General features: G+C 70.3%; 19 protein-coding genes and 1 pseudogene. 7 read left to right on the top strand and 13 right to left on the bottom strand.

Annotated elements, in window-relative coordinates:
• Positions 1-151 precede the first annotated feature (151 nt).
• Entirely contained in the window at positions 152-1,486 is a 1,335-nt protein-coding gene (locus V3W46_RS17590) for an MFS transporter (protein ID WP_331784439.1), read from the top strand.
• 57 nt (positions 1,487-1,543) lie between these two features.
• Here the strand turns inward: V3W46_RS17590 and V3W46_RS17585 are convergent, their stop codons facing one another.
• The 6 genes from V3W46_RS17585 to V3W46_RS17560 all read right to left on the bottom strand — a co-directional run bounded on the left by V3W46_RS17585 (position 1,544) and on the right by V3W46_RS17560 (position 7,211).
• A complete protein-coding gene (locus V3W46_RS17585) occupies positions 1,544-2,422 on the bottom strand; it encodes a prenyltransferase (RefSeq protein WP_331784438.1) in 879 nt (292 codons plus the stop codon).
• On the bottom strand, positions 2,419-2,796 hold the full coding sequence (locus V3W46_RS17580; protein ID WP_331784437.1) for a lycopene cyclase domain-containing protein: 378 nt from the start codon (positions 2,794-2,796) through the stop codon (positions 2,419-2,421). Before V3W46_RS17580 ends, V3W46_RS17585 begins: the two co-directional genes overlap by 4 nt.
• Positions 2,793-3,143, bottom strand: coding sequence for a lycopene cyclase domain-containing protein (locus V3W46_RS17575; RefSeq protein WP_331784436.1), 351 nt, complete (start codon positions 3,141-3,143; stop codon positions 2,793-2,795). The genes V3W46_RS17580 and V3W46_RS17575 overlap by 4 nt, the downstream gene beginning before the upstream one ends.
• Positions 3,143-5,071 (bottom strand): phytoene desaturase family protein, encoded by a 1,929-nt coding sequence (gene crtI / locus V3W46_RS17570; protein ID WP_331784450.1) that lies wholly within the window; start codon positions 5,069-5,071, stop codon positions 3,143-3,145. The genes V3W46_RS17575 and crtI overlap by 1 nt, the downstream gene beginning before the upstream one ends.
• A 194-nt stretch (positions 5,072-5,265) precedes the next feature.
• Positions 5,266-6,144 (bottom strand): phytoene/squalene synthase family protein, encoded by an 879-nt coding sequence (locus V3W46_RS17565; RefSeq protein ID WP_331784435.1) that lies wholly within the window; start codon positions 6,142-6,144, stop codon positions 5,266-5,268.
• Entirely contained in the window at positions 6,141-7,211 is a 1,071-nt protein-coding gene (locus tag V3W46_RS17560; RefSeq protein WP_331784434.1) for a polyprenyl synthetase family protein, read from the bottom strand. The genes V3W46_RS17565 and V3W46_RS17560 overlap by 4 nt, the downstream gene beginning before the upstream one ends.
• A gap of 172 nt (positions 7,212-7,383) precedes the next feature.
• Between V3W46_RS17560 and idi the strand changes: the two genes are divergently transcribed.
• Positions 7,384-7,953 carry an isopentenyl-diphosphate Delta-isomerase gene (idi, locus tag V3W46_RS17555; protein WP_331784449.1) on the top strand — a complete coding sequence of 190 codons (570 nt, stop codon included), beginning with the start codon at positions 7,384-7,386 and terminating at the stop codon, positions 7,951-7,953.
• An 8-nt stretch (positions 7,954-7,961) separates the two neighbouring features.
• On the opposite strand, the gene V3W46_RS17550 is transcribed toward idi, so the two are convergent.
• From V3W46_RS17550 to dcd, 3 genes and pseudogenes are all read right to left on the bottom strand, one after another.
• Complete coding sequence (locus tag V3W46_RS17550) at positions 7,962-8,621, bottom strand: HAD-IA family hydrolase (protein ID WP_331784433.1); 660 nt, start codon at positions 8,619-8,621, stop codon at positions 7,962-7,964.
• 68 nt (positions 8,622-8,689) lie between these two features.
• The gene (locus V3W46_RS17545; RefSeq protein ID WP_331784432.1) at positions 8,690-10,315 is read right to left on the bottom strand and encodes a hypothetical protein; all 1,626 of its coding nucleotides are present in this window, start codon (positions 10,313-10,315) and stop codon (positions 8,690-8,692) included.
• 152 nt (positions 10,316-10,467) lie between these two features.
• Positions 10,468-11,043 (bottom strand): annotated as a pseudogene (gene dcd, locus V3W46_RS17540) (dCTP deaminase); the annotation flags it as partial.
• A gap of 209 nt (positions 11,044-11,252) precedes the next feature.
• On the opposite strand from dcd, the gene V3W46_RS17535 reads away from it, so the two are divergent.
• A complete protein-coding gene (locus V3W46_RS17535) occupies positions 11,253-11,915 on the top strand; it encodes a hypothetical protein (protein WP_331784431.1) in 663 nt (220 codons plus the stop codon).
• A 115-nt stretch (positions 11,916-12,030) separates the two neighbouring features.
• Here the strand turns inward: V3W46_RS17535 and V3W46_RS17530 are convergent, their stop codons facing one another.
• Both V3W46_RS17530 and V3W46_RS17525 read right to left on the bottom strand, forming a co-directional pair.
• Positions 12,031-13,593, bottom strand: coding sequence for an FAD-dependent oxidoreductase (locus V3W46_RS17530; protein ID WP_331784430.1), 1,563 nt, complete (start codon positions 13,591-13,593; stop codon positions 12,031-12,033).
• Between the two features lie 157 nt (positions 13,594-13,750).
• A complete protein-coding gene (locus tag V3W46_RS17525) occupies positions 13,751-14,851 on the bottom strand; it encodes a serine hydrolase domain-containing protein (RefSeq protein ID WP_331784429.1) in 1,101 nt (366 codons plus the stop codon).
• On the opposite strand from V3W46_RS17525, the gene V3W46_RS17520 reads away from it, so the two are divergent.
• On the top strand, positions 14,838-17,942 hold the full coding sequence (locus V3W46_RS17520; protein WP_331784428.1) for a family 78 glycoside hydrolase catalytic domain: 3,105 nt from the start codon (positions 14,838-14,840) through the stop codon (positions 17,940-17,942). The genes V3W46_RS17525 and V3W46_RS17520 overlap by 14 nt on opposite strands.
• A gap of 118 nt (positions 17,943-18,060) precedes the next feature.
• On the opposite strand, the gene V3W46_RS17515 is transcribed toward V3W46_RS17520, so the two are convergent.
• Positions 18,061-18,684 (bottom strand): TetR/AcrR family transcriptional regulator, encoded by a 624-nt coding sequence (locus V3W46_RS17515; protein WP_331784427.1) that lies wholly within the window; start codon positions 18,682-18,684, stop codon positions 18,061-18,063.
• Between the two features lie 102 nt (positions 18,685-18,786).
• On the opposite strand from V3W46_RS17515, the gene V3W46_RS17510 reads away from it, so the two are divergent.
• Positions 18,787-20,652 carry a glycoside hydrolase family 3 protein gene (locus tag V3W46_RS17510; RefSeq protein ID WP_331784426.1) on the top strand — a complete coding sequence of 622 codons (1,866 nt, stop codon included), beginning with the start codon at positions 18,787-18,789 and terminating at the stop codon, positions 20,650-20,652.
• 45 nt (positions 20,653-20,697) lie between these two features.
• Here V3W46_RS17510 and V3W46_RS17505 read toward each other — a convergent pair whose 3' ends face one another.
• Positions 20,698-22,005 carry an MFS transporter gene (locus tag V3W46_RS17505; protein ID WP_331784425.1) on the bottom strand — a complete coding sequence of 436 codons (1,308 nt, stop codon included), beginning with the start codon at positions 22,003-22,005 and terminating at the stop codon, positions 20,698-20,700.
• 128 nt (positions 22,006-22,133) lie between these two features.
• Here V3W46_RS17505 and V3W46_RS17500 point away from each other — a divergent pair, with 128 nt between their 5' ends.
• Positions 22,134-23,087, top strand: coding sequence for an alpha/beta hydrolase (locus tag V3W46_RS17500; protein ID WP_331784424.1), 954 nt, complete (start codon positions 22,134-22,136; stop codon positions 23,085-23,087).
• 9 nt (positions 23,088-23,096) lie between these two features.
• A complete protein-coding gene (locus V3W46_RS17495) occupies positions 23,097-23,780 on the top strand; it encodes a FadR/GntR family transcriptional regulator (protein ID WP_331784423.1) in 684 nt (227 codons plus the stop codon).
• Positions 23,781-23,887 lie beyond the last annotated feature (107 nt).

Here is a 23,887-nt window from a genome sequence, read left to right as displayed (position 1 = left end):
GATGCAGACCCATGTGATGCATACTTGAGTCTTCTACGCTCAAGTTTACCGGAGCGTCCCTCCCTGTCAAGCTCTTCGACGAAAAACTTGAGCTAACTTGACTCAACTTTAAATACACCGTCGGTTTACCGTCGAACTGTACTGTGTGCTCATGACTGCAACTCAGGCGAGCGCCGCAGGGCCCGCGGCGACCATTCCGCGCTCGCGCGTTCTCGCGTGGGGCCTGTGGGACTGGGGCGGATCGGCGTTCAACGCGGTGGCGACCACGTTCGTCTTCACGGTCTATCTCACCGGCAACAGCACCAGCCATCCGTTCGGCGACGAGACATTCGTGTCGGCACAGCTCGGCTGGACTCTGGGTGTCGCCGGCCTGCTGGTCGCGCTGCTCGCGCCGATCACCGGCCAGCGCTCTGACGTCTCGGGCCGGCGCAAGCTGTGGCTCGCGGTCAACACGTACATCGTCGTCGTCATTCTGGCGCTGATGTTCTTCGTGCAGGCGACACCCGACTACCTCTGGCTCGGCCTCGCTCTGCTCGCCGTGGGCACCGTGTTCTTCGAGTTCGCGACGGTCAACTACAACGCCATGCTCTCGAGCGTGTCGACCCGCCGCACCATCGGCAACGTGAGCGGGTTCGGCTGGTCGATGGGCTACTTCGGCGGCATCGTGCTGCTGCTCATCGTGTACTTCGGCTTCATCCACCCCGACGTGGGGCTGTTCGGTGTGACGAGCGCCGACGGCCTCTCTGTTCGGGTGTCGATGCTGATCGCGGCCATCTGGTTCGGCGTCTTCGCCCTGCCGGTGCTGCTCGCCGTGCCCGAGTACCACGCCCCCGCGGCCGCCCGGCGCGACAGGGTCAGCTTCTTCGCCTCGTACGCCCGCCTCGGCCGCGACATCGCCCGGCTCTGGCGCACGAGCCGCCAGACGCTCTACTTTCTGATCGCCAGCGCGGTCTTCCGCGACGGCCTGACCGGCGTGTTCACGTTCGGCGGCATCCTCGCGGCCGGAACCTTCGGTTTCTCGCCCTCGGAGGTCATCATCTTCGCGATCGCCGCCAACGTGACCGCCGGGCTCTCGACCGTACTGGTCGGGCGCCTCGACGACAGGCTCGGGCCGAAACCGGTGATCGTGGCGGCGCTGATCGGTCTCGTCGTCTGCGGCCTCGCGGTGTTCTTCCTGCACAATTCGGGCCAGATCGCGTTCTGGACGTTCGGGCTCGCCCTCTGCCTGTTCGTCGGCCCGGCGCAGTCGGCCAGCCGGTCGTTCCTCGCGCGCATGATTCCGGCGGGCCGCGAGGGCGAGATCTTCGGCCTCTACGCCACCACGGGCAAAGCCGCGACGTTCCTGGCACCGACGGCGTTCGCCATCTTCGTCTCCATCGGCGGCGCGCAGTACTGGGGCATCCTGGGCATCGTGCTCGTCATCGCCATCGGGCTCGCGGTGCTCATCCCAGTCTCGGCGAAGGCGACGCAGGTCGAGGCTGGTTGAGTAGCTCCGCAGGAGCGTATCGAAACCCGCGTGAGGTTTCGATACGGCGCTGCGCGCCTACTCAACCAGCGCGGCGGTCAGGGCCCAGTACCAGATGAGCAGCAGCGTCACGATGAACCCGGTGAAGAAGTTCAGCCAGAGAAAACGGCGCCAGCCGAGGTTGGCTCGTTCGGCATCCGCGTCGCTGACCGACCAGAACGGCAGCACACTGATGGCGTACGGCAGTGCCAGCAGGCCGGCGATCGGGCCGGGCCACGCCGTGAACAGCATGAGGATTGCGGCCAGCACGTACGCCGCGAACGCGAACCGAACGGTCTGCCGGCCGCCGATGACCGTGGCGATCGACGCGATGCCGCCCTCGCGGTCGGGCACGATGTCTTGCACAGCACCGAAGGCGTGGCTGGCGATTCCCCAGAGGAAGTAGGCGACGAGCAGTGCCCACAGTTGCGGAGTGAAGACGGCGCCGGCGAGCACCAGGCCATAGACCGCGGGGCTCACGAAGTGCGTGCTCGACGTGAGCGAGTCGACGAACGGGCGCTCTTTGAAACGCAGACGCGGGGCGCTGTAGGCGATGACCGCGAACACACTGACGGCGAGCACCAGCCACGACAGCGGCGAGCCGACGATGACGAGGTACACCAGGAACGGGATGTTCGTGGCCGCCGCCGCGATGAGCGTCGGCCGATGCAGCGCGCGGCTGAGCACGGCGCCCTCGACGCCGCCCTTGCGCGGGTTGCGCAGGTCGGACTCGTAGTCGAACACGTCGTTGATGCCGTACATGGCCAGGTTGTAGGGAATCAGGAAGTACAGGGTGCCGAGCACGAAAGTCAGGTCGACGTCGCGGGTGGTGAGCAGGTAGCCCGCCGCGAACGGGAAGGCCGTGTTGATCCACGAGAGCGGCCGCGACGAGAGCAGCACCTGGCGCAGAGTGTTCACCGTGACTCCCCCTCCGGTCGCGCATCGTTCAGAACATTGCGGGAGTCTCGTGGATCATCCACACGGGCACCCGAATGTCCTGAGAAGTTCGGCAGCAGGGCCCAGAGGGCGGGCAGCAGCAGCACGGCACCGACGGCGTAGGCGAAATCTTCGAGGGGGGCCACGCCGATGAAGGCGCCCGAGATGAGGGCACGGTCGTAGCCGACGAGGCCGATCGAGATCATCACGTTGTCGAAGACGGCCGTGACGACGAGCAGGATGCCCGCGGTGACGACGAGCGGCAGCAGCCGCGGTCGGCGGCGAACGATGCGCGCGACGATCGCGAGCAGCACGGCGGCCGCCAGGAAGAAGGCGTTCAGACCCCAGTAGGTCACGGGCGGCCCCCCGGGGTGCGGCGGCCCTGCGCGGCGGTGCGGCCGAGCATCCGGTTCGCCGCCGAGAAGAGGTTCATGGTGAGGTAGCAGAGCAGGGTGAGAAAGAAGAGTTCTTCGAGCGGCAGCTCGCGGGCCACGACGATACCGGTCATGAAGCTGGTCTCGCCGCGGAAGAAGATGCCGAGGCCGATGCCGGCGAGATCCCAGGCGAGGAAGAAGAGCACGCCGACGACGAGCACGATGGCGGCGCGGCGTGCATCGGCCCAGAAGAAGAGGCGGAACCGCCGGTCGAGCAGCACCATTCCGGTGAGCGCGACGGCGAGCCCGAGCAGGTAGAGCAGGCCCATCAGGCGGAGTCGGGGGTGGGCGCCGGGGCCGGCTCGGGTGCGGCGGTGGCCTCGCGCACGGTGAGCGGCGGCTCGGGGAGGGCCGTGGTGGAGGTGTCGCCGCGCAGGCGCTTGATGACGAGCTCGGCGCTGATCAGGCACATCGGCAATCCGATGCCGGGAATGGTCGACCCGCCCGCGTAGTACAGCCCCTTCACCTTCTTGCTCACGTTGCCGGCGCGAAAGAACGCGCTCTGCCCGAGGGTGTGCGCCGGGCCGAGGGCGGTGCCGTTCCAGGCGTTGAGGTCGTCGGCGAAATCGGCAGGGCCGACGGTGCGGCGAACCGTGATGCGCGAGACGAGGTCGGGGATGCCCGCCCACGACGCGATCTGCGCGATCGCCTCATCGGCGATCGCCTCGACCTGCGGCGAGCCGGCGCCGTCTTCGCCGCCGTGCCCGATCGACGGATCGGCGGGGATCGGCACCAGCACGAACAGGTTCTCCGAGCCTTCGGGCGCCACCGAGGCATCTGTGGCGCTCGGCCGGCAGACGTAGATCGACGCCGGGCTCGGCACCGACGTGGCGCCGCGCCGGCCGAGGCCCGCGATGCCGGTCTTTCCGAAGATCTGCGTGAAGTCGGACTTCCAGCTCTTGGTGAAGAACAGGGTGTGGTGCAGCAGTTCGGGCAGTTCGCCCGAGACACCCAGGTAGATCAGCACGGCGCTGGGGCCGGCGGTCTTCTTGTTCCAGTACGAGGCCGGATACGTCTGCAGCTCGGGCAGCAGCATCGTGGTCTCGACGTGCTCGAGGTCGGCGGCCGCCACCACGATGTCGGCGTCGAGCGAGTGGGCGGTTCCGGCGGCGTCGAGGTACTGGATGCCCGACACCCGGGCCGGGGCGGCGCCTGACCTGCCGGGAGGCACGGTGGGGTCGCCATCGCCGGGGTCGCCGTCACCGGGGGTGCCTTCGGTGGAGGTGCCTCCGGTGGGGGTGCTGGCTGCGCTGCCGTGAGGCGTGCCAGCGCTGGGGCGCACGGCGTCGTCGTCGATCTCGCCTGCCAGCACGCGGCGCAGCTCGTCACGGTCGATGACGTTGGTGTCGAACTCGTGCGTGTCGTAGTCGTACGCTCCGGGCGCAGGCTCCGGATGCGCGGCCGCCTCCACCTCGTCATCGGTGGTGACGATGCGGCTGACGCTCGCCCCGGTGACGATCTCGACCCCGGCCTCGAGGGCGAGTCGTTCGATGGTCTCGATCACCCGGTGCAGTCCGCCCTGCGGATAGAGCACCCCGTCGTCGAGGTCGAGGTGACTCATCAGGTGGTACATGCTCGGAGTGGAATATGGAGACGATCCGAGGAAGACGGCGGGGTAGCCCAGAATCTGCAGCAGCCGCGGGTCGCGCACCGTGCGCCCAGCGAAGCTGTTCAGCGACTCGACCAACAGGCGCACCAGCCGCGGCGAACGCTTGGTGACCGGCCCGGTGAGCAGCGGACGCAGGTCTTCGAAGGTCGAGTAGAGGAAGTAGCGTTTGGCCAGGTCATAGGTCTCAGCGGCCGAATCGAGGTAGCCCGCCATGCGCACGCCCGACCCGGGTTCGAGCGACTCGAACAGGTCGAGATTCTCGTCGCGCGACGCCGCAATGTCGACGGCGTTGTGCTCGTCCTGGAACAGCACACGGTAGCCCGGGTCGAGCTTCTGCAGGTCGAGCTGGTCGGCGGCGGTGGTACCCATCAGTCGGTAGAAGTGGTCGAACACCTCGGGCATCAGGTACCACGACGGGCCGGTGTCGAAGCGGAAGCCGTCTTTCTCCCAGAGCCCGGCCCGGCCGCCGACGCTCTCGCGCTTCTCGACGAGCGTGACCCGGTAGCCTTCGCGGGTGAGCAGGCCGGCGACCGCGAGTCCGCTGATTCCGGCGCCGATCACGACGGCGTGCGGCCTGGCGGTGGCCATGACGTCGTCGAACGCGGCACTCACGCCGGGCAGCTCGGTGAGACGGGTGATCTCGACCGTCTCGGCCTCGTCGAACGGCACGCCGGGCATCCCGTCGCCGTCGGTGAGACGGGTGATCTCCACGGTCTCGGCCTCGTCGAACGGCACGTCGTCGGGCCCGCCCGGAGTCTGCGGGCTCTCGGGGCTGTCGGGGCTCACGGAATCTCCTTCGGTAGGCGCCCCGCCGCGGCCGAAGCAGCGATGCGGAGCTTGACGGGGTTGGGCACCCGGATGCGCGTCTGCGCGAGCACGGCGGCCGGCGTCGCACGCAGTCGAGCCGTGAGTTCGGTGAAGAGCCCCTGCGCCAGCGCGACCGCTCGGCGGCTCGACGTGGGCAGATAGCCGAGCACGCTGCGGGCGATGCGCAGGTCGTTCTCGATGTCGTCGAGGATGAGCGACTTCGCCTGCTCGCTGAACGTCGTCACGTCGACACCCGGAAAGTAGCTGCGACCGAGGCCCGCGAAATCGGCGGCCAGGTCGCGCAGGAAGTTGATCTTCTGGAAGGCGGCGCCGAGGTGCCGGGCCCCGTCGACGAGGTCGGCTCGCCGGGCATCCGTCACCGTATGCCCCTCGAGGAATGCAGCGAGGCACATCAGTCCGACCACCTCGGCAGAGCCGTACACGTAGAGGTCGAAGCTCTCGGGGGTGTGCTCGACCGCGGTGAGGTCGGCCCGCATCGAGGCGAAGAACGGCTCGACGAGTTCGGCTCCGAACGAGACCTCGCGGGCGGTCAGGGCGAACGCGTGCACGACGAGGTTGGTGCTGTACCCGGCGTCGATGGCGTCAAGGGTCTCGCGCTCGAGGGCGTCGAGCATGCGTTCGATGGTGACCACGTCGAGTGAGGCCGAGGCGGCGACCCCGTCGACGACCTCGTCGGCGAGGCGCACGAGCGCGTAGATGTTCTCGACGTGCTGCCGCACGTCACGGCCCAGCAGCCGGGAGGCGAGGCCGAACGACGTCGAATACCGGTGGATGACGATGCTCGCCGTCTCGGTGGCGACCGTGTCGTAGAGCGAACGCGCCGGCGACGTCATCGCACCCGCTCGAGCACGGAGTCGATCACCGGCGTGAACTCGGCGCGCACCGTGTCGGGCAGAGCCGGTGACGCCAGATGGTCGGATGCCCGGGCCGCGTAGGCGCGCGCCAGGTCTTCGGCGTACTGTCGTGCCCCGCATTCCTCGAGCGCGCGCCGCACGACGCCCGCCTGGGCGCGGGTGAGGTCGGGCAGACCGAGCCAGCGCGAGATCTCGATCCACTCGGGGCGACCGGAGGCGTAGGCGATGAGCACGGTTCGCTTGCCTTCGCGCAGGTCGCCGATGGTGGTCTTGCCGGTGGCGGCCTCGTCGCCGAAGACGCCCAGCAGATCATCCACGATCTGGTAGGCGATGCCGATGTTGCGGCCGAAGCCGGCGAGCGCCTCGACCGCCTCCTGTCCGGCGCCGGCCAGCACCGCACCCGCCTCGACCGGGGCCTCGAACGAATACACGGCGGTCTTGAGGCGCTCCATGTCGACGACCTCGTCGACGGTGGGCATCGACTTGAGCTGCGAGAAGTCCACGTCGAACAGTTCGCCGGCGGCCGAGGCGAACATGGCCTCGTCGAAGATGTCGTGCAGGCGCTGGCGCATCTCGTCGTCGACACCGGCCTTGTCGATCATGCGGAACGCGTTGAACAGCGCCAGGTCGCCCGCGATGACGGCGACCGACATTCCGCGGTGCTCTGCGGCAGGCACGGGAATGCCGGCGGTCTGCGCGAAGTCGCGGTACACGCCCGAGACGTTCACGCCGCCGCGCCTGATGAAGTCGCGGTCGATGACGTCGTCGTGCACGATGAGCGCGGTGTGCAGCAGCTCGAAGGCGGCGCCGATGTGGGCGGCGGCCTCCATGTCGGTGCCGCCGAGCGACTCGTAGGCGCCCATCACCATCGACGGCCGGAAGCGTTTGCCGCCGGCCGTGTTTCGCTCCAGCGTCTGCCACAGCGTCACGTATCGCTCGCCCACCGCGGCGGCGCGATTCGTGGAGATCGCGAAGAACCGGTCGAGCACAGCATCGACCTGGCTCTGCCGGCGCTCTGCTGAGACCACGAGGTCGTATGGGTCCACTCTGCGAGCGTAACCCAGTCGGGCGAAAGTTCGGCTGAAGGCGTCAAGGCCTTGCGTCGGGGCAGGTCACCTGCTGTGCTGGGGAGCTATCGTCAGCAGGCTGTCTAATTTCGCAGCGGCGTTAGGCTGGAGTCACAGCAGAGGAGGCGGGCGGGTGATCACGCAGCACGGGGTGGCACAGGTCGGGCAGCTCGAGCATGAGCAGGTCGAGCACGTCGAGCATGAGCACGTCGAGCAGGTCGTGCTGCTCGATGAGGCCGGTGTGCCGATCGGAGTGGCCGACAAGGCCCTCGTGCACACCGCCGACACCGCTCTGCACCTCGCCTTCTCGTGCCACGTCTTCGACGAGGCCGGGCGCATCCTCGTCACGCGGCGGTCGCTGCAGAAGCGCACGTGGCCGGGTGTGTGGACCAATTCGTTCTGCGGGCATCCGGCCCCCGGCGAGCAGATGGTCGACGCGGTCGCCCGCCGCGCCGAAGCCGAGCTCGGCGTCGCCCTCGACTCGCTCGAGCTGGCGCTGCCCGACTTCAGGTACCGCGCCGTCGACGCCTCGGGTCTGGTCGAGAACGAGATCTGCCCCGTGTTCACCGCGACGGTGACGGATGCCCTGCTGCCCAACCCCGGCGAAGTGGCCGAGACGCAGTGGGTCGATCCCGCCGCGCTGCTCGCCGCCATCGAGGCGACCCCCTGGGCGTTCAGCCCCTGGCTCACCCTGCAGCTGCCGCAGCTCGCCCTGCGCTGACCCGCGCGTCAGCGGAGCGACACCGTGAAGCCTCCGGGGGCGGGGGTGAGCAGCACGTCGGCGAGGGAGTCGACCACGATGTCGGCGTCGAGTTCTGCGCGCTGGTGAGTGGAGACTACGGCGATGGTGAAGCATCCGGCGGCCTTCGCGGCGGCGAGACCGGCGGGGGCGTCTTCGAACACCACGCAGTCGTGCGGGTCGACGTCGAGGCGGCGCGCTCCCTCGAGAAACGGGTCGGGGTTGGGCTTGCCGCGAGAGGTGTCGTCCACGGTCACGACGGTGGCGGGGGCCGGGATGCCCGAGCCGGCGATGCGCACGGCGGCGAGCCGGCGCGTGCACGACGTGACGATCGCGCGCTGGGCGTCAGGCAGACTGCCCAGCAGTTCGGCGGCGCCGGGGAGTACGACGATGTCGTCGGTGTCGTCGAGTTCGAGCTGCTCGACGCGGGCGAACGCCTCGTCGACCCGGTCGGGCGGCAGCAGCGAGGTGACGATGTCGCGGGCGGGGCGGCCGTGCATGCCGATGCGGAACGACGGATCCATGCCGTACTCCTCGCCCCAGCGAGTCCACGAGCGGTCGACGGCGGGGGTGGAGTCGATGAGGGTGCCGTCCATGTCGAAGAGGGCGGTGGCGAAGACGCGGGTGGGGGCGGGATGCGCGGTGGTCACCACTCGAGGCTATCGCGGCGGGCTGGCGGGCATCCGGTGGCGGGCGCGCGGTGAGCCGGGGGGCGGGGTCAGCCGGAGATGGGGCCCGCGGGGGCGGGGTCGGTGACGAGGAGGTTGAAGCTGCCGTCGGAGTTCCACTGGGCGGCGAAGTGCGCCATGACGACCAGGTTCGAGCCCGAGCGGGGGTTGAGGATGGTCGTGGTGGTCACGCTGGCCGTGAGCCCGTTGCTGATGGTGAGGGCGATGGTGCGGCAGGTCTCGCCGAACGAGGAGGTTCCGCCGAAGACGACCAGGCAGATGCGCCCGTCGGGGGTGAGGGCGGCGTACGCGGAGCCGGGGGTGTACTGGCCGCGGCTCAACAGGCGATAGCTCGACTCGACAGTGTCGCCGGGCATGGCGTCACCCGGATGATCGGCGGCCGTCTGGGGATTGGCGAAGATGTACGTGGGCGACAGGGCGGGCTCGGGGCTGCTCGCCACGCCGACGACGTTCGACGAGCCGCGGCCGGTGGGGCCGGGGTCGGCGCCGGGCGCGGGATCGGCGCCGGGCGCAGGATTCGTGGCGTCGGCGTTGGAGGCGCCTCCGGTCGTAGCGGCGCCGGAGGTGGGGGTGCCGGCTGCGTTCGTGGATCCGTCGGAGGGCGCGCCGGTGGCATTGGAGTACGTGGTGCTCGAGCCGGCGGTGCTGGGGGTGCCGGATGTCGCGGTGCCCGACGTGCCGGTGCCGGTGGTGCCCGCGGCGGAGCCGGTTGCCGAACCCGAACCATCGGAGGAGCCTGCGCCGGAGCCGTTCGAGGTGACCGAACCCGTGGAGTCGAGACAACCGCCGCCGGTGCCGGGCTCGAAAGAGGCCGAGTCGTCTGCGCCGCCCGCGCCGGCTGTGCCGGGAGTCGCGGGAACACCGGCCATGCCCGCGCCCGCGCCGCCGGGGCCCTCGCCCTGGCTGAGGGCGGCGTCGTACGAGCCGTACGACCCGTAGGCGCCGACGGGCAGGTTGGCTCCGGCGGGAGGGGTGGTGAAGGTGGCGGGGTCGGAGCCCCCGGCGCCGCTGGAGGTGGCGGAGTCGGTACCCCCGCCCCCGCTGGAGGTGACGGGGTCGGTACCCCCGGCGCCACCCGCCTCATCGGCGCGCTGCGATCCGGTGGGGCTGGGCACGGTGGTCGGCGTGCCGCCGGCCGGCGATTGCGAGCCAGACGCAGCGGACGCGGCAGCGGCGTCGGCGGCGGCGGCGGTAGCGGTGGCGGTGGCGCTGGGGGCGGCGGTCGGGCAGGCGGCGAGGGGGCCCGGGGCGGGTGAGAGGGAGCCGGAGGCGAGGGCGACGCCGAAGGTTCCGGCGGTGACGAGGAGGGCGGCGGTGACGCCCAGGGTGATCCACCGTCGACGGGCGGCACGGTGCCGTCGTGCGGCCCGTTCGACTGCGAGGTGGGCCGCCCGGGCATCCTCGTCGGCCTGGCGGGCGGCGGCCGACGACGCCTGCCGTGCGGCCAGGCGAACGGATGCGGCCTCACGCTCGTCGGCGGGGGTGTCGCGGGCGTACACCTGCCGGGTCAGTGCCGCGGTCTCGGCGTCGTCGGCGCCGCGGGCAGAGACCGGCCGGCTCGGGGCCACGAGCCCGGCGTCGTGCGCGGCGGCGGCGCGGTTAGAGACCGGGGCGCTCGGGCTGGCGGTCTCGGCGTCGTCGTCGGGGGGAGGCACTGCGGCTCGGCTCAGTCGTGCCCGCCGAGCGCCGGGTCTGCGGTGCGGGGGCGGGCGGCGGGAGCCGCGGTCGAGGGCGGCGGCGTGGCGGGGGTCGCGGCGACGAAGGGGGCAGCGCCGGGAGCGGCAGCGGTTTCGGCGGTGACGTCGACCGAGACGTCGGTGCGGTGGAAGTTGAGGTACGAGCGCGACGCCGTCGGCCCGCGCTGGCCCTGGTACCGCGAGCTGTACTGCGCCGAGCCATATGGATGCTCGGCCGGCGACGAGAGCTGGAAGAAGCAGAGCTGGCCGATCTTCATTCCGGGCCAGAGTTTGATGGGCAGGGTGGCGACGTTCGACAGCTCGAGCGTGACATGCCCCGAGAAACCGGGGTCGATGAAGCCGGCCGTCGAGTGGGTCAGCAGGCCGAGCCGGCCGAGCGAACTCTTGCCCTCGAGGCGCGCCGCGATGTCGTCGGGCAGGGTGACCTGCTCGAACGTCGAGCCGAGTACGAACTCACCGGGGTGCAGGATGAACGGGTCGTCGCCCTTCGCCTCGATCAGCCGGGTCAGCTCGGGCTGGTCTTCGGCCGGGTCGATGAACGGGTACTTGTGGTTGTCGAAGAGCCGGAAGAACCGGTCGAGCCGCACGTCGACGCTCGACGGCTGCACCATCGCGGGCTCGTACGGCGTCAGCCCGACGCGCCCGCTGTCGAGTTCGGCCCTGATGTCGCGGTCACTGAGAAGCACGCGGCCAGCTTACCTTCGCCGTCTGGGGCGGGAGGCAGGCACTTCGCGGGCGCCCCGCCGCGACCGGCGGGCGCTGTTGCGCCGTTCCGGGGCGCCTGCCGGCGCTCTCGCGCCGTCTCGTACGCATCCACCGCCTCTTTCAGGTCGTTCCGCGCGTCGCGATGGGCAGCTCGACTGCCGGTGGCCGGTTTCACGCCATACTGAACTCCGTGACCCGACTCCCCCGCCTGGCCGTGATAGCCACCGCCGCCGCCCTGTCAGCCGTTCTGCTCGCCGGATGCTCGGGGGGCGGCACCCCGGCCGCCACCGTCACCGTGACCGCGCCGGCGCCCACCGCCACGGCGACCGTGACGTCTACCCCCACCGAAGACCCGGTGGCCGCTAAGGCCATCACCCTGAACGCCGACGGCATCTCGGTGACGGCCCCCGAGGGCACCATCCTGGCGGGTTACTTCGACGGAGCGCAGCCCGCGATCGACGCCCTGACAGCCGTGCTCGGAACCGTGCAGCCGACCTTCCTCGCGGCGGGCAAGTGCAACGCCGACCAGACGACCTACGACTGGGGCTCGCTGCAGCTGACCTACCTCGGCAGCGACGCGTCGGCCGATAAGACGTTCACGTTGTACGCGAAGACCGCACCGACGTCGGTCGACGTGACCACCGCCCTCGGCGCGAGTGTCGGCGACACGTGGTCGACGTACATCGCGAAGGTTCCGTCGAGCCAGCCCACGCGCGACGACGGCACGTACACGTCGGTGCTCGAGTCAGTCACGCCCGGCGGCGAGTCGAGCACGGAGGGTACCGTCGTGACCGCCACGAACGGCGTCATCACCGCGATCTCGGTGCCGCAGGACTTCAACGCCGACTGCTGACGTCTCGCCGGTCGTCCGCTTTGCGCAACGGCACGTGAAAAGCGTCGATAGCGGCCCTCTGCGCAAAACGGGCGCGACGCGGCGAGCGGATGCCCGGCGGGGCCCGCAACCCGCGTCAGTACGACTGGGGCTGGGTGAAGCGGCCGCTCGGGTCGTACTGCTGCTTGAGCTGGGTGAGGCGCGGCAGGTTCGCTCCGAAGTACGCGGTGGGGGCATCCGGTACCGTGGCGTCGCAGTAGTTCACGTAGGCCCAGTTCTGCCAGTGGTTCGTCATCGTCGAACGGAACGTTCGCACGTAGGCGTCGAACGGGGTCGGGTCTGCTCCGACGGCGAAGGTCGCCGTGTACTGCACGGTCATCAGTGCCGTGCGGTGCACGAACGCCGTCGCCGAGGGGTCGACGGTTGCCACGACGCCGCCCAGGGCATCCATCGAGATGCCGCCCTCGGTCATGCCCGACACGCTCTGCGCCGCGTCGACCTGCGCAATGAGGTCGGCGATGCCTGCCGAGTCGAGGGTGGTGTAGCCGATGTTGGATGTTCCCGACGACGGTTCGCGGGTGAGTGCCCCGCCCGGGCCGGTGGTGCACTGCTCGATGGGGGTGTTTTGGCAGCCCGCCTCGGTCATCATCGCCTCGAGGTAGGTGTGCGAGAACGACTGGTTGGCCGTGGGCGAGGCGCTGACGCCGTTCAGCAGCGGGGCGAGCTGGTCGTCGAGCGAGCCGCCGCCGATCCAGGTTCCCGACACGGAGACGCTCGGGTCGCCCTGGTGCGACTCGCCGCCGAGCAGTTTCAGCGTCGACCAGAGGTCGTTGTCGGCCGACGGCGCCCAGGTCTGCCAGGCCGCCACCACGTCGGCCGCCGCCGACCAGGGCCACTCGACGTACCAGGTGGTCACGTCGGGCGCGGCCCGGGTGGTGAACGTCAGCCCGGTGACGATGCCGAGGGTGCCCCCGCCCCCGCCCTGGCAGGCCCAGAACAGGTCGGCGTCGGTCTGGGCGCTGGTCTCGTGCACCGTGCCGTCGGCGGTGACGATCTGAACGCCGGTGAGCTGGTCGCAGGCGAGGCCGAACGCCCGCACGAGCACGCCCACTCCCCCGCCGAGCGTGAGCCCGGTGACGCCGACCGTGGCGCACGAACCGCCGGCGATGGCCCGGCCGGCCGAGCCGACGGCGTTGTAGACCTGGGCGAGGCTGGCGCCGGCGCCGACCTGCACGGTGCTCTGGTCGGCGCTGAGCGCGATGTCGGTGAGAGTGGCGGTGCTGATGACGAAGGATGCCGGCACCCCCGACCCGGCAGCCCCGCCCGCTGACCAGCCCTCGTAGTTGTGGCCGCCCGCGCGCATCGCCAGCGGCAGTGCGTACTTCGCGGCGAAGGCGAGCCCGGCGGCCACGTCGGCGGCCGAACTCGCCTGCAGGATGGCGAGCGGCTGGGCGTCGTCGTAGCGCGGGTTCTCGGTGAGCTTCGCGGTGGCGTAGTCGGCGTCGGCCGGCAGCAGGAGGGCGCCCTGCACCTGCGCGGAGAGGTCGGTCCAGACGGGAGGGCCGACGGGGGTGGGAGTGGGTGTGGCCGTCGACGTCGACGGGGCCGGGGTGGGCGAGGAGCAGGCCGCCAGCAGGGTGGCTGCGGCGACCGAGGTGCCGGCCGTGAGCAAGAACTGGCGCCGGGAGAGGGGGCTCATACGAGCAGCCTACGGCGGGCATCCGTGTCGCCGACGGATGCGCGCGGGGAGCCGTGTCACCTCGAAGCGGGGCCTTGGCCTGCGACGGAGGCGCGGGCATGCGGTTCGGTCACGCGTGGGGCGGCAGCCGATCTGGCGACGGATGCTCGCACAGCTCCTACTTCGACGGAGGCCGGTCGGTCGGGGCCAGGTACGCCCCGATCTGGCGGAAGAGCTTGTCGCTGGCGTTCGGATACGCGCCGTCTTCTGCGAACGCCTCGGGTTGGAAGGTGGCGGCCACCGAGATCGCGATCTTCTGGCTGGGCAGGTAGGCGGCGGTGGCGCTGTACCCGCTCAGCAGCGGGTTCTGCAGCTGCCACGACCCCGAGCGCACCACGCCGAGGCCGTAGTTGTAGCCGTCGACCTGGGTGAAGCACGACCCGGCGCACTGCGGCTGGGCCGAACCGAACCCGATGAGAGAAGAGTCGGTCATGGCGTGATAACTCGACTGCGACAGCAGCTTGCCCGTGCCCACCGCGATCGCAGTCTTCGTCAGGTCAGCGATGTCGGTCGTCTCGGCGGCGCCCATCGGGGTGCCCCACACCGGGTTCCAGTAGGTCGACTCTTCGTAGAATGGCGTGGTCGACGGGATGCCCAGTGCCACCCGCCGCTCGGAGGTGAACGCATGCAGCGCCGGGTCGGGCACCATCGACGAGCTGGAGGCCACCGTCTGCGTGAGGCCCATCGGCGCCAGCACCTTGTCGTGCAGTAGCTGGTCGAGGGGAGCGCCGCCGATCTCGGAGAGCAGCTGGCCGAGGATCATGAAGTTGGTGTGGGAGTAGCTCCAGTTCGTTCCGGGGGCGAACTGCATGGGACTGTCGAAGGCGTATCCCAGCCGCTGATCGAAGTCGAACACCTGGAACGGGTTGGCGTTGTACGACGCATTCCACCCCGGGTCTTTCTCGTAGTCGGGGTAGCCGCTCGTCTGGTTGGCCAGCATGCGCAGGGTGACCTGGTTCGCTTCAGGGAGGTCGGGCATCCACCTGTCGATGGTGTCGTCGAGGCCGACCTTGCCCTCGTCGACGTACTCGAGCAGCAGGGTGGAGACGTACTCGAAGGCGACGGCGCCGTTTCTGAAATGCATGTCGGTGGTCGCAGGCACGCCCGTGATCGAGTCGCCGAACGCCTGGGTCGTGACGATCTGGTCGTCGACGCTGACCTGCACTATCACGGCCTTCAGGTGCTCGGAGGCCATCGCCTCGCGCGTGCGGGTGCTCACGACTCCGGATGCTCTGCCGGGCGACTGGGCCGAAACACGTTTCGAGACCGCGCTGCTCTCGCCCGCCGATTGGACGGCCTCGTGGGTGGCGCCGGTTCAGCATCCCACCGAGATCGAACGCTGGAGCCTCGCCGACTGGATCTTCGGGCGCGGGCCGGCCAGCACCCCCGACGGTCGGCTGCGGCCCGCGCAGCTGCTCCGGCAGTCGTTCGCCGTCAGACCGGGCCTCACGCGCGCACGGCTGTTCGCGACGGCGCACGGCACCTACACGGTGGCCGTGAACGGGGCGGCGCTCGACGACCAGGTTCTGGCTCCGGGGTTCGACAGCTACGGGCACCGCGTCTCGGCGCAGTGCTACGACGTGACGGGGCTGCTCGGCTCTGGCGAGAACGTGCTCGGGATCGCGCTCGCCGACGGCTGGTGGGCCGGGCGCATCGGCATCACAGGGTCGAGCGCGCAGTGGGGCGACCGCACGTCGGCCATCTGGCAGCTGCACCTGGAGTACGCCGACGGTCGTGTCGACGTGGTGGCGTCGGGCGCACCGACGGGTGGCTCAGGGGGCGGCGCGGGCAGCGGCTCGGGCAGTGGGAGGCGGGGCGTGACCTGTCACGCGGCGCCGTGGCGGTACGCCGACCTGTTCGTCGGCGAGCTGTTCGACGCCGGCACGGCGGCCGCCATGGCCGGCTGGAGCACGCCCGGCTTCGACGATTCGGGCTGGAGCGTCGCTGAGGCCTCGGGCGAGAGCACCGCGACGATCGTGCCGTTCTCGGGCGAGCCGGTGCGGCGCCTGCTCGAGCTGACCCCGGTGACGATCACCGCGGAGCCGCCCGCCGAGTCCGCGCCGACGACGCCGACAGCGGGCACCTCGCCGGCGGCGGACACCTTGCCGAATGCGGGCACCTCGCCGGCGACGGACACGGTGCCGGCGACGGACGCGGTGCCGACGGAGGCGACGGAGGCGACGGAGGCGACGGGGGCGGCGTACATCGTCGACTTCGGGCAGGTGATCGCCGGGCGAGTGCGCCTGACGATGCGGGGGCTGCGGGCGGGCCAGACGGTCATTCTCGAGCACACCGAGACCCTGAACCCAGACGGGTCGTGGTTCGCGAACATCGCCGGCATTAACAAAGAGCAGGCCGATGTGTACGTGGCGGCGGGGTCGGGCATCCATGGGGCGGAGACGTACGAACCGACCTTCACGTTCCACGGGTTTCGGTATGTGCGGGTGGGCGGCCTCGACCGGGCACCCGACCCTGCCGACATCGTCGCCGTGGTCATCGGCAGCGACCTCGAGGCGGCGGGTTCCTTCAGAACCTCGGATGCCCGGCTGAACCGATTGCACGACAACGTCGTGTGGAGCCAGCGTGCGAACTTCTTCTCGGTGCCGACCGACTGCCCGCAGCGGGAGCGCGCAGGGTGGACGGGCGACATCCAGGTCTTCGCACCCGCGAGCGCCAACAACATGGTCGTGGCGCCGTTTCTCACCCGGTGGCTGCGCAACCTGCGCGCCGACCAGCTGCCCGACGGGCGCGTGCCGATCTTCTCGCCCTACTCGCCGTTCGACGCGCAGGCGGCGGCCGCCGCCGCCGGCATCGGGGGCATCGTGGCGTCGGCGGGCTGGAGCGATGCGATCGCGTTCGTGCCCTGGACCCTCTACGAGAAGTACGGCGACACCCGCGTACTGGCCGAGAACTACGACGCCATCACCCGCTGGATCGAGTACCAGCGAGCCGAGGCCGCCCGGGCCGTTCCGGTCTGGGTCGACCCGGAGACCCCGGCGGGCTCGGACGCATCGGGCGGCCGGGAGACCGCCGCCCTGTCGAACGACCCGGAGACCACGGCCGCGTCGGTCGACGACGGGCGCCGGGCGAACCACGCGCTGCTCTTCAACACGGGTGACCATTTCGGCGACTGGCTGACGCCGAGCACGCTGCGCGACCGCCCGATGCACGAGGCGATCGGCATCGCCCCCGCCCTGACGAGCGAGATCGTGGGGCCGATGTTCCAGGCGCAGACGCTCACCCTAGCGGCGCGTATGGCGCAGGTACTCGGTCGAACGGCCGACGCCGCAGACTTCGCCGCCCGGGCCACCGCCGTGCGCCGCGCCTTCGCCGAGGAGTACGTCACCCCGGACGGCCGCCTGGCCCTGCACGGCCGCCCCGCCCAGAAGCACCCGGCCCAGCACAGCCTCCCCGCCGACGAGCACCCTACACCGCACGACCTTCCCGCCGACGAGCACCCTTCACCGCACGGACTCCCCGCCGACGAGCACACGACCCAGCACAACCTCCCCGCCGACTCCGACCCCGTCGCGCCCACCACGACCCCAGCGGTCACGGCGGCCCCTGCGGCTGCCGCGGCCGAGACCGACGGCGGCCTGCAGGGCCCCTATGCGCTCGCGCTCGCCTTCGACATGGCGCCCGGCGAGCTACGGCAACGCCTCGGCGACCGGCTCGCCGAGCTGGTCGAAGCGAACGGCGACCGGCTCGACACCGGCTTTCTCTCGGTGCCGTACCTGCTCGACGCGCTCTGGGAGTCGGGTCACGACGACCTGGCCCGCCGGGTGCTCTGGCAGGCGCAGGTGCCGTCGTGGCTGTACGAGGTCGACCACGGCGCCACGACGATCTGGGAGTCGTGGGACGCTATCGCCCCCGACGGCACCGCGCGCGCCGCCTCGCTCAACCACTACGCCTTCGGCTGCGTCGACGACTGGCTGTACCGGCGCATCGCCGGAATCGAGCAGACCGCGGTCGCCTACCGCTCTGTGCGCATCGCTCCCGACGTCGACTGCGGGCTCGACGAGGTCGAGGCGAGCGTGACGACGCCGTTCGGCCGCCTCGCCGTGCACTGGCGCCGCACTGGCGACACGGTGGAGACCGGCGGCACGGTGGAGACCGGCGACACGGTGGAGACCGGCGGCACGGTGGAGACCGGCGACACAGTCGAGATCGGCGACACGGTGGAGATCGAGGTCACGGTTCCGTTCGGCGTCGAGGCGGCACTCGTGACGCCGCAGGGCACTGTGCCGCTCGCAGCCGGCACCAGTGCGCACACGTTCACCGCGGGCATCCGCTCGCCGGCGCACCCGTAGGCGGGTTCACCGCGGCATCCGCTCGTCAGCGCACCCGCCAGCGCCCCCGCCGACCCGACCACGAGCCGGGCATCCGCTCGCCAGCACACCCGTAGCCGACGCCACCCGCGACGGGCGCCTACAGCTCCACGTCGACGTAGAGCCGAAACTGGGCGCGGATCGTCTCTACGAGGTCGACCCCGCCCGGCGACAGCAGCCACTGCAGGTTGAGCCCGTCGCGCATGGTGAGCAGGTGCAGCGCGGCGACCGAGGTGGGTATCGCCGCCCGGTAGAGCCCGCGCCGGTCGAGATCGTCGAGCGCCCGGGTGAGGTGCTGCCGCACCAGCGCATACCAGGCGACGAAGTACCCGTGGGCCGGATGCCCGGGGTTGACCGCCTCTGCGCCGAGCACCGACACGAGCCTGATCGTCGCCGGGTTCTGTACGTCTCGCGCCGCGAGCTCGAGCAGCGCGCGCAGAAACGTCTCGCCGTCGGCGGCGTCGAGCGGCACCGTCGTCGACACCCCTTCGAGCCGGTCGTCGAGCACCGCCTCGAGCAGTGCGGCCTTGTCGGGGTAGTGGTGCAGCAGGCCGGTGTGCGACAGCCCCGCACGGCCGGCCACGTCTCTGAGCGAGGTGGCGTTGTAGCCCTGGGCGATGAACGCCTCGGTCGCGGCGTCGAGAATCTGCGCGCGCCGCAGCTGCGTGGCCGTGCTCTGGATGCTCGACCTGCGCCGAACCGTCACGTCGTCGCTGAGCGGCATGGGCACCTCCTCGGGTTCATCTTACAGGCGTCAGGCTTTTACCTAACACATGGTCGGTGCTCGTGTTACGGTGAGTCCAGTCTCCCGCACGATGAAAGGCCGATGATGCCCCTGATCCTGTCAACCGCCGCCGACGGCACGCGGTACCGCGACCTCAACCACAACGGCACCATGGAGCCGTACGAAGACCCGCGGCTCACCCCCGAGCAGCGGGCCCGCGACCTGCTGGGCCGGATGACGGTGGCCGAGAAGGCCGGGCTGATGTTCCAGGCCGCCGTGCCCGCCGGTCAGGAGGGCGAGCTCGTCGAGGGCCCGACGCCGGCCGGTGACGTGGCGACCGGCAGCTTCATCCGCGACCGGCACATCACCCACCTCTACACGTTCGCGTTCAGCTCGCCGCGCATCGGTGCGGTGTGGAACAACCGGCTGCAGGAGGCCGCGGCCGAGACCCGCCTCGGCATTCCGGTCACCGTGTCGACCGACGGGCGCAACTCGTACTCGTCGAACCCGGGGGCGGGCATGGCCTCGCAGGGCTTCTCGATGTGGCCCGAGACGCTGGGGCTCGCGGCCCTGCGTGATGAGCAGGTGGTACGGCGGTACGCCGATGTCGCCCGGCAGGAATACGCTGCCACGGGCATCCGCGCCGCCCTGCACCCGCAGGTCGACCTGCCCACGCACCCGCGCTGGGCGCGGCAGTACAACACGCTCGGCGTCGACCCGCAGCTCGCCTCACGGCTCGTGGTGGCGTACCTCGACGGGTTGCAGCGGTCGCCCGAGCTCGGCCCGCAGAGCATCGCCTGTACGACCAAGCACTTTCCGGGCGGTGGGGCGCAGCGCGACGGCGAAGACCCGCACTTCGTGTACGGGCGCGAGCAGGTCTACCCCGGTGGCCGCTTCGAAGACCACCTGCAGCCGTTCCGGGCGGCCATTGCGGCCGGAACGTCGGCGATCATGCCCTACTACGGCATGCCGGTCGGGCTCACCTGGCAGGGCACACCCGTGCCCGAGGTGGGGTTCGCGTTCAACCGGGTGGTGCTGCAGGAGATTCTGCGCGACGCCCTCAGCTTCGACGGGGTGGTTCTGACCGACTTCACTGTCGTCACCGACGGCGTCATGTTCGGCCGGCGCTCGATCGGTCGCGCGTGGGGTGTCGAGCACCTGACGCCGCGCGAACGGGTGGCTGCCCTCATCGAGGCCGGCGTCGACCAGATCGGCGGCGAGACCTGCACCCAGCTGCTCATCGAGCTGGTCGACGACGGCGTGATCGACGAGTCGCGGCTCGACGAGTCGGTGCTGCGGCTGCTGCTCGTGAAGTTCAGGCTCGGGCTGTTCGATGATCCCTTCGTCGACGAGGCTGCGGCCGAGAGCATCGTGGGGCGCGCCGACTTCGTTCGGGATGCCCGCTCGGCGCAGTCCCGTTCGGTCACCGTTCTGAGCAACCGCGCGCTCGGCGCCGTGACGAACGAACGCATCCTGCCGCTGCGGCTCGCGCCCGGCGCCCGCGTCGTCGCGACCGGGCTCGACCCCGAGGTTCTGCGGGCACGCGGGTTCGAGGTCGTCGACGATGCCGCCACGGCCGAGGTCGCCCTCGTACGACTGGCGGCTCCATTCACCCCGCGCGACGACTATGCACTCGAGGCGTTCTTCCACGCCGGCACGCTGACGTTCGACCCCGAGCTGGAGAAGGCCGTGCTCACGCTCGCGGCCGCGGTGCCCACCATCGTCGACGTCTACCTCGAGCGGCCGGCCATGCTCGCCCGCATCACCGCGGCCGCGGCCGCCGTCACGGCCCACTGGGGAACCTCAGACGACGCCTGGCTCGACGCGGTGCTGGGAGTCGTGCCGCCCCAGGGGCGCCTGCCTATCGAGGTGCCCTCGTCTGAGGCGGCGGTCGACGCCGCGCTGGCCGACGTGCCGGCCGCGACCACCGACCCCCTCTTCCCCCTCGGCTACGGCCTCGACCTCTAGGCCGGCCCCTGCCCCTGCCCGCGCCCCGCCCTTCTTCGCTCTGCGCTACTTGACCCCGCGAATCGGGATGATCAGCAGAGCGCCGATCAGGGCCGCGATCGCCCCGGCGACGAACAGAGCCGCGTAGTTCTGGGTCATCGCCGCAGTGGCGCCGATCGCCAGCACTGCCGGCGCGATGGCGGGAACGATCGACGACGGCAGGGTGCTAGCCAGGCCGATCACGCCCATGTCTTTGGCCGGATTCTTCGAGTCGGGCAGAATCTGGCTGACCAGGGCGAGGTCGACGGCGAAGTAGACGCCCTGGCCGATTCCGACGATCGCGATCGCGACCAGGAACACCGGGAACGACGTCGCCACCGAAGCCACAATGAGACCGACGGCGAAGATCAGCGACGCTGCCATCACGAACGGCTTGCGGCGCCCGATGCGGTCAGAGACCTTGCTGGCGATCGCGGCGAAGATGAGCGCCATCACCGTGAGCACCAGCGTCGAGACGAACACCGCGCCGGCCACCGACACGGGGTCGAAGTGCAGCACGAAGATCAGGTACAGCGCCTGGTAGGCCTGCACCGCGGCGACACCGAAGAACAGCAGAAAGCGGCTCCACCACGCCCAGGCGAACGGCGGGTGCTTGACCGGGTTGACCCAGAACGTGCTGAAGAACGACACGAGCGTGAAGGCGGGGCGCAGTTCTTTGGGAAACGGACGCTCTCTGAGCATCACCGCGAACAGCAGGATGCCGACGACCGACACCGCCGCAGGAACCAGGATCATCGCGGTGAGGTTCGGCGAGAGCAACTGCGCGATGAACAGCCCCACCACCGCGCCGATCGGCAGGCTCAACCCCGCGATCGCCGACGCCGGACCACGCTTCAGCGGCTCGAACTGGTCGGGAATGACCGCGGTGAGCCCGACTGTGGTGGCGGCGAATCCGACCTGGGTGAAGACGCTGGCGATCACCAGCGGCCCGGTCGAGTCGGCCAGGTTGGTGAGCACGGCTCCGATAGCGAAGAGCACCGCACCGATGACGAACAGCGGCCGGCGGCGCCCCGTGCGCCAGGTGATGCGGTCGCTCAGCCGGCCGAAGAGCGGAAAGGCGATGAGGGCGACCACCGCACCGATTCCGATGGCGATGGAGAGAATCGTGCCGGCGTTCGCCGGGTCGATGATGGTCGCCTTCAGCGAGACGGTGAGCACGGCGGGCACCAGCTGGGCCATGCCGGCGCCGATCGCGGCGAAGCCGAAGAAGAACAGGAATCCTCGGCGCGGGTTCTGCCAGCCTCCGAGAGGGGCATCCTCCGCAGAGGTCGCCGCCGCCGCGGCGGCTGCGTCGGGAGACACGGGAATAGTCATGTTTGCGGGCACCTTTGCATCGCGACCCATCACGGTGATGAAGTCTTCACGACAAGTTCTAGCACAAAAGGTTATAACTGTTTAGTCCTCCGTCATTTATGGTGGGATGACCGTCGAAGGAGATGATGATGTCGATCGAAGATCTGCCGCCCGCCCCGCCGATGCCTCCCACGTTCCGGGCACCCGGCGCGGCCGACACCCCAGCCGCACCCGTCGGCGCCCGAAGCTGGTGGGGCCTGGTGTACTCGGCGATCGCCGGCTACCGCGAACTCGAGCTCGACGTGCACGTGCCGACCGGGCATCCGTCGCCCGTCGGCCTGGTGGTGTGGATGCACGGCGGCGCCTGGCTCTTCGGCAGCCGCGTCAACCTGCCTGAGTACTGGCCCGAGGGCTCGCTCTTCCAGTCGCTCATCGACGCCGGGCTCGCGGTGGCCAGCATCGACTACCGCCACTCGCGAGAAGCGCCCTTTCCCGCCCAGCTGCACGACGCGAAGGCCGCCGTGCGCTACCTGCGGGCGTTCGCCGACGACTTCGGCATCGACCCCGACCGCATCGGGGTGTGGGGGGAGTCGGCCGGCGGTCACCTCGCCGCCCTCGTGGCGCTGACCGGCGACATCGCCGAACTCGAGGGCGACGACGGCATCGTCGGGCCGAGCAGCGCCGTCTCGGCCATCGTCGACTTCTACGGGGTGAGCAACCTGGTCACCATGCCCTCACTGCTCGAGTCGTTTCCGCCCGAGTGGATCACCCAGCTCGAAGCTATGGGGGGCGACCTGCCGCCCGATCCGATGCAGGTTCTGCTGGCCGGGTCGCCGCTGCCCGAGGCGCAGCGTGCCACGAGCGCGTCGCCGGTCACGTGGATCTCGCCGAACGCGCCGCCCTTCCTGCTGGTGCACGGCGATGCCGACACGGTCGTGCCGCACGCCCAGAGCACCGAGCTGCATGAGCGGCTCACCGCGAGCGGCATACCCGTCGAACTGGTCACCGTCGCCGGCGCCGACCACGTGTTCGTGGGTGCAGACCCGGTTCCGCTGATCGAGCTCGGTACCGCGTTTCTGCGCCGGCACCTCGGCACGCGGTAGCGTCAGATCATGGCCACTCGCAGCACACTGACCCGGGCCGAGACCCTGGTCGAACGGGTCGAGGCCGACATTCGCGAGCGCGGCCTCAAACCCGACGACTGGATCACGAACAAAGAAGAGCTGCGCGTCTCGTCCGGCATGGCCAGGGCCACGGTGAACGAGGCCGTTCGGCTGCTGCAGGACCGTGGGATGGTCGTGCCGAAGCCGGGCCCGGGCGGTGGCCTGTTCGTTGCCGCCCAGCATCCCATCGTGCGCCTCGGGCGCACCCTGCTGAGCGTCGAAGACTCGAGTTCCTCGATCGCCGACGCCATCGAGGTGCGCGAAGAGCTCGAGGGGCTGATCATGGCGCAGGCGGCGACCCACCGAACCACGAGCGACCTGCGTGAGCTGCGCCGGCTGGCCGCGGCGATCGAGGAGGCCACGGGTGACGCCGACCGGTTCATCCATCGCATTTGGGACCTGCACCGGCGCATCGCGGCGATCGCCAAGAACGACGTGCTGCGCACCACCTACCTCGGTCTCGTCGAGTACGTCGAGTCGCGGGCCGTCGCCGCGACGCGAGAGAGCACGGCCGACGACCCGTCGTACTTCGCGCACCGCATCGAGCTGCACGTCGGGCTGATCGAGGCGATCGAGTCGGGCGATGTCGGCCTGGCCCGGGAGGCCGCCGTACGGCACGCGCACCGAGCCTGACCCGTTTGACAATCCATGAGCCGCGACCTATCGTGAAATGGTTATAACTAATCGCCACCGTCTCCTCGACGGAGCTCGCCCAGCTGGCAGAGACGCCAGAGAACGGA

Source organism: Subtercola sp. YIM 133946, from assembly GCF_036553535.1.
Lineage (GTDB): Bacteria > Actinomycetota > Actinomycetes > Actinomycetales > Microbacteriaceae > Subtercola.
Note: the sequence above shows the minus strand (reverse complement) of the source record. Positions and strands in the feature narration are given on the sequence as shown.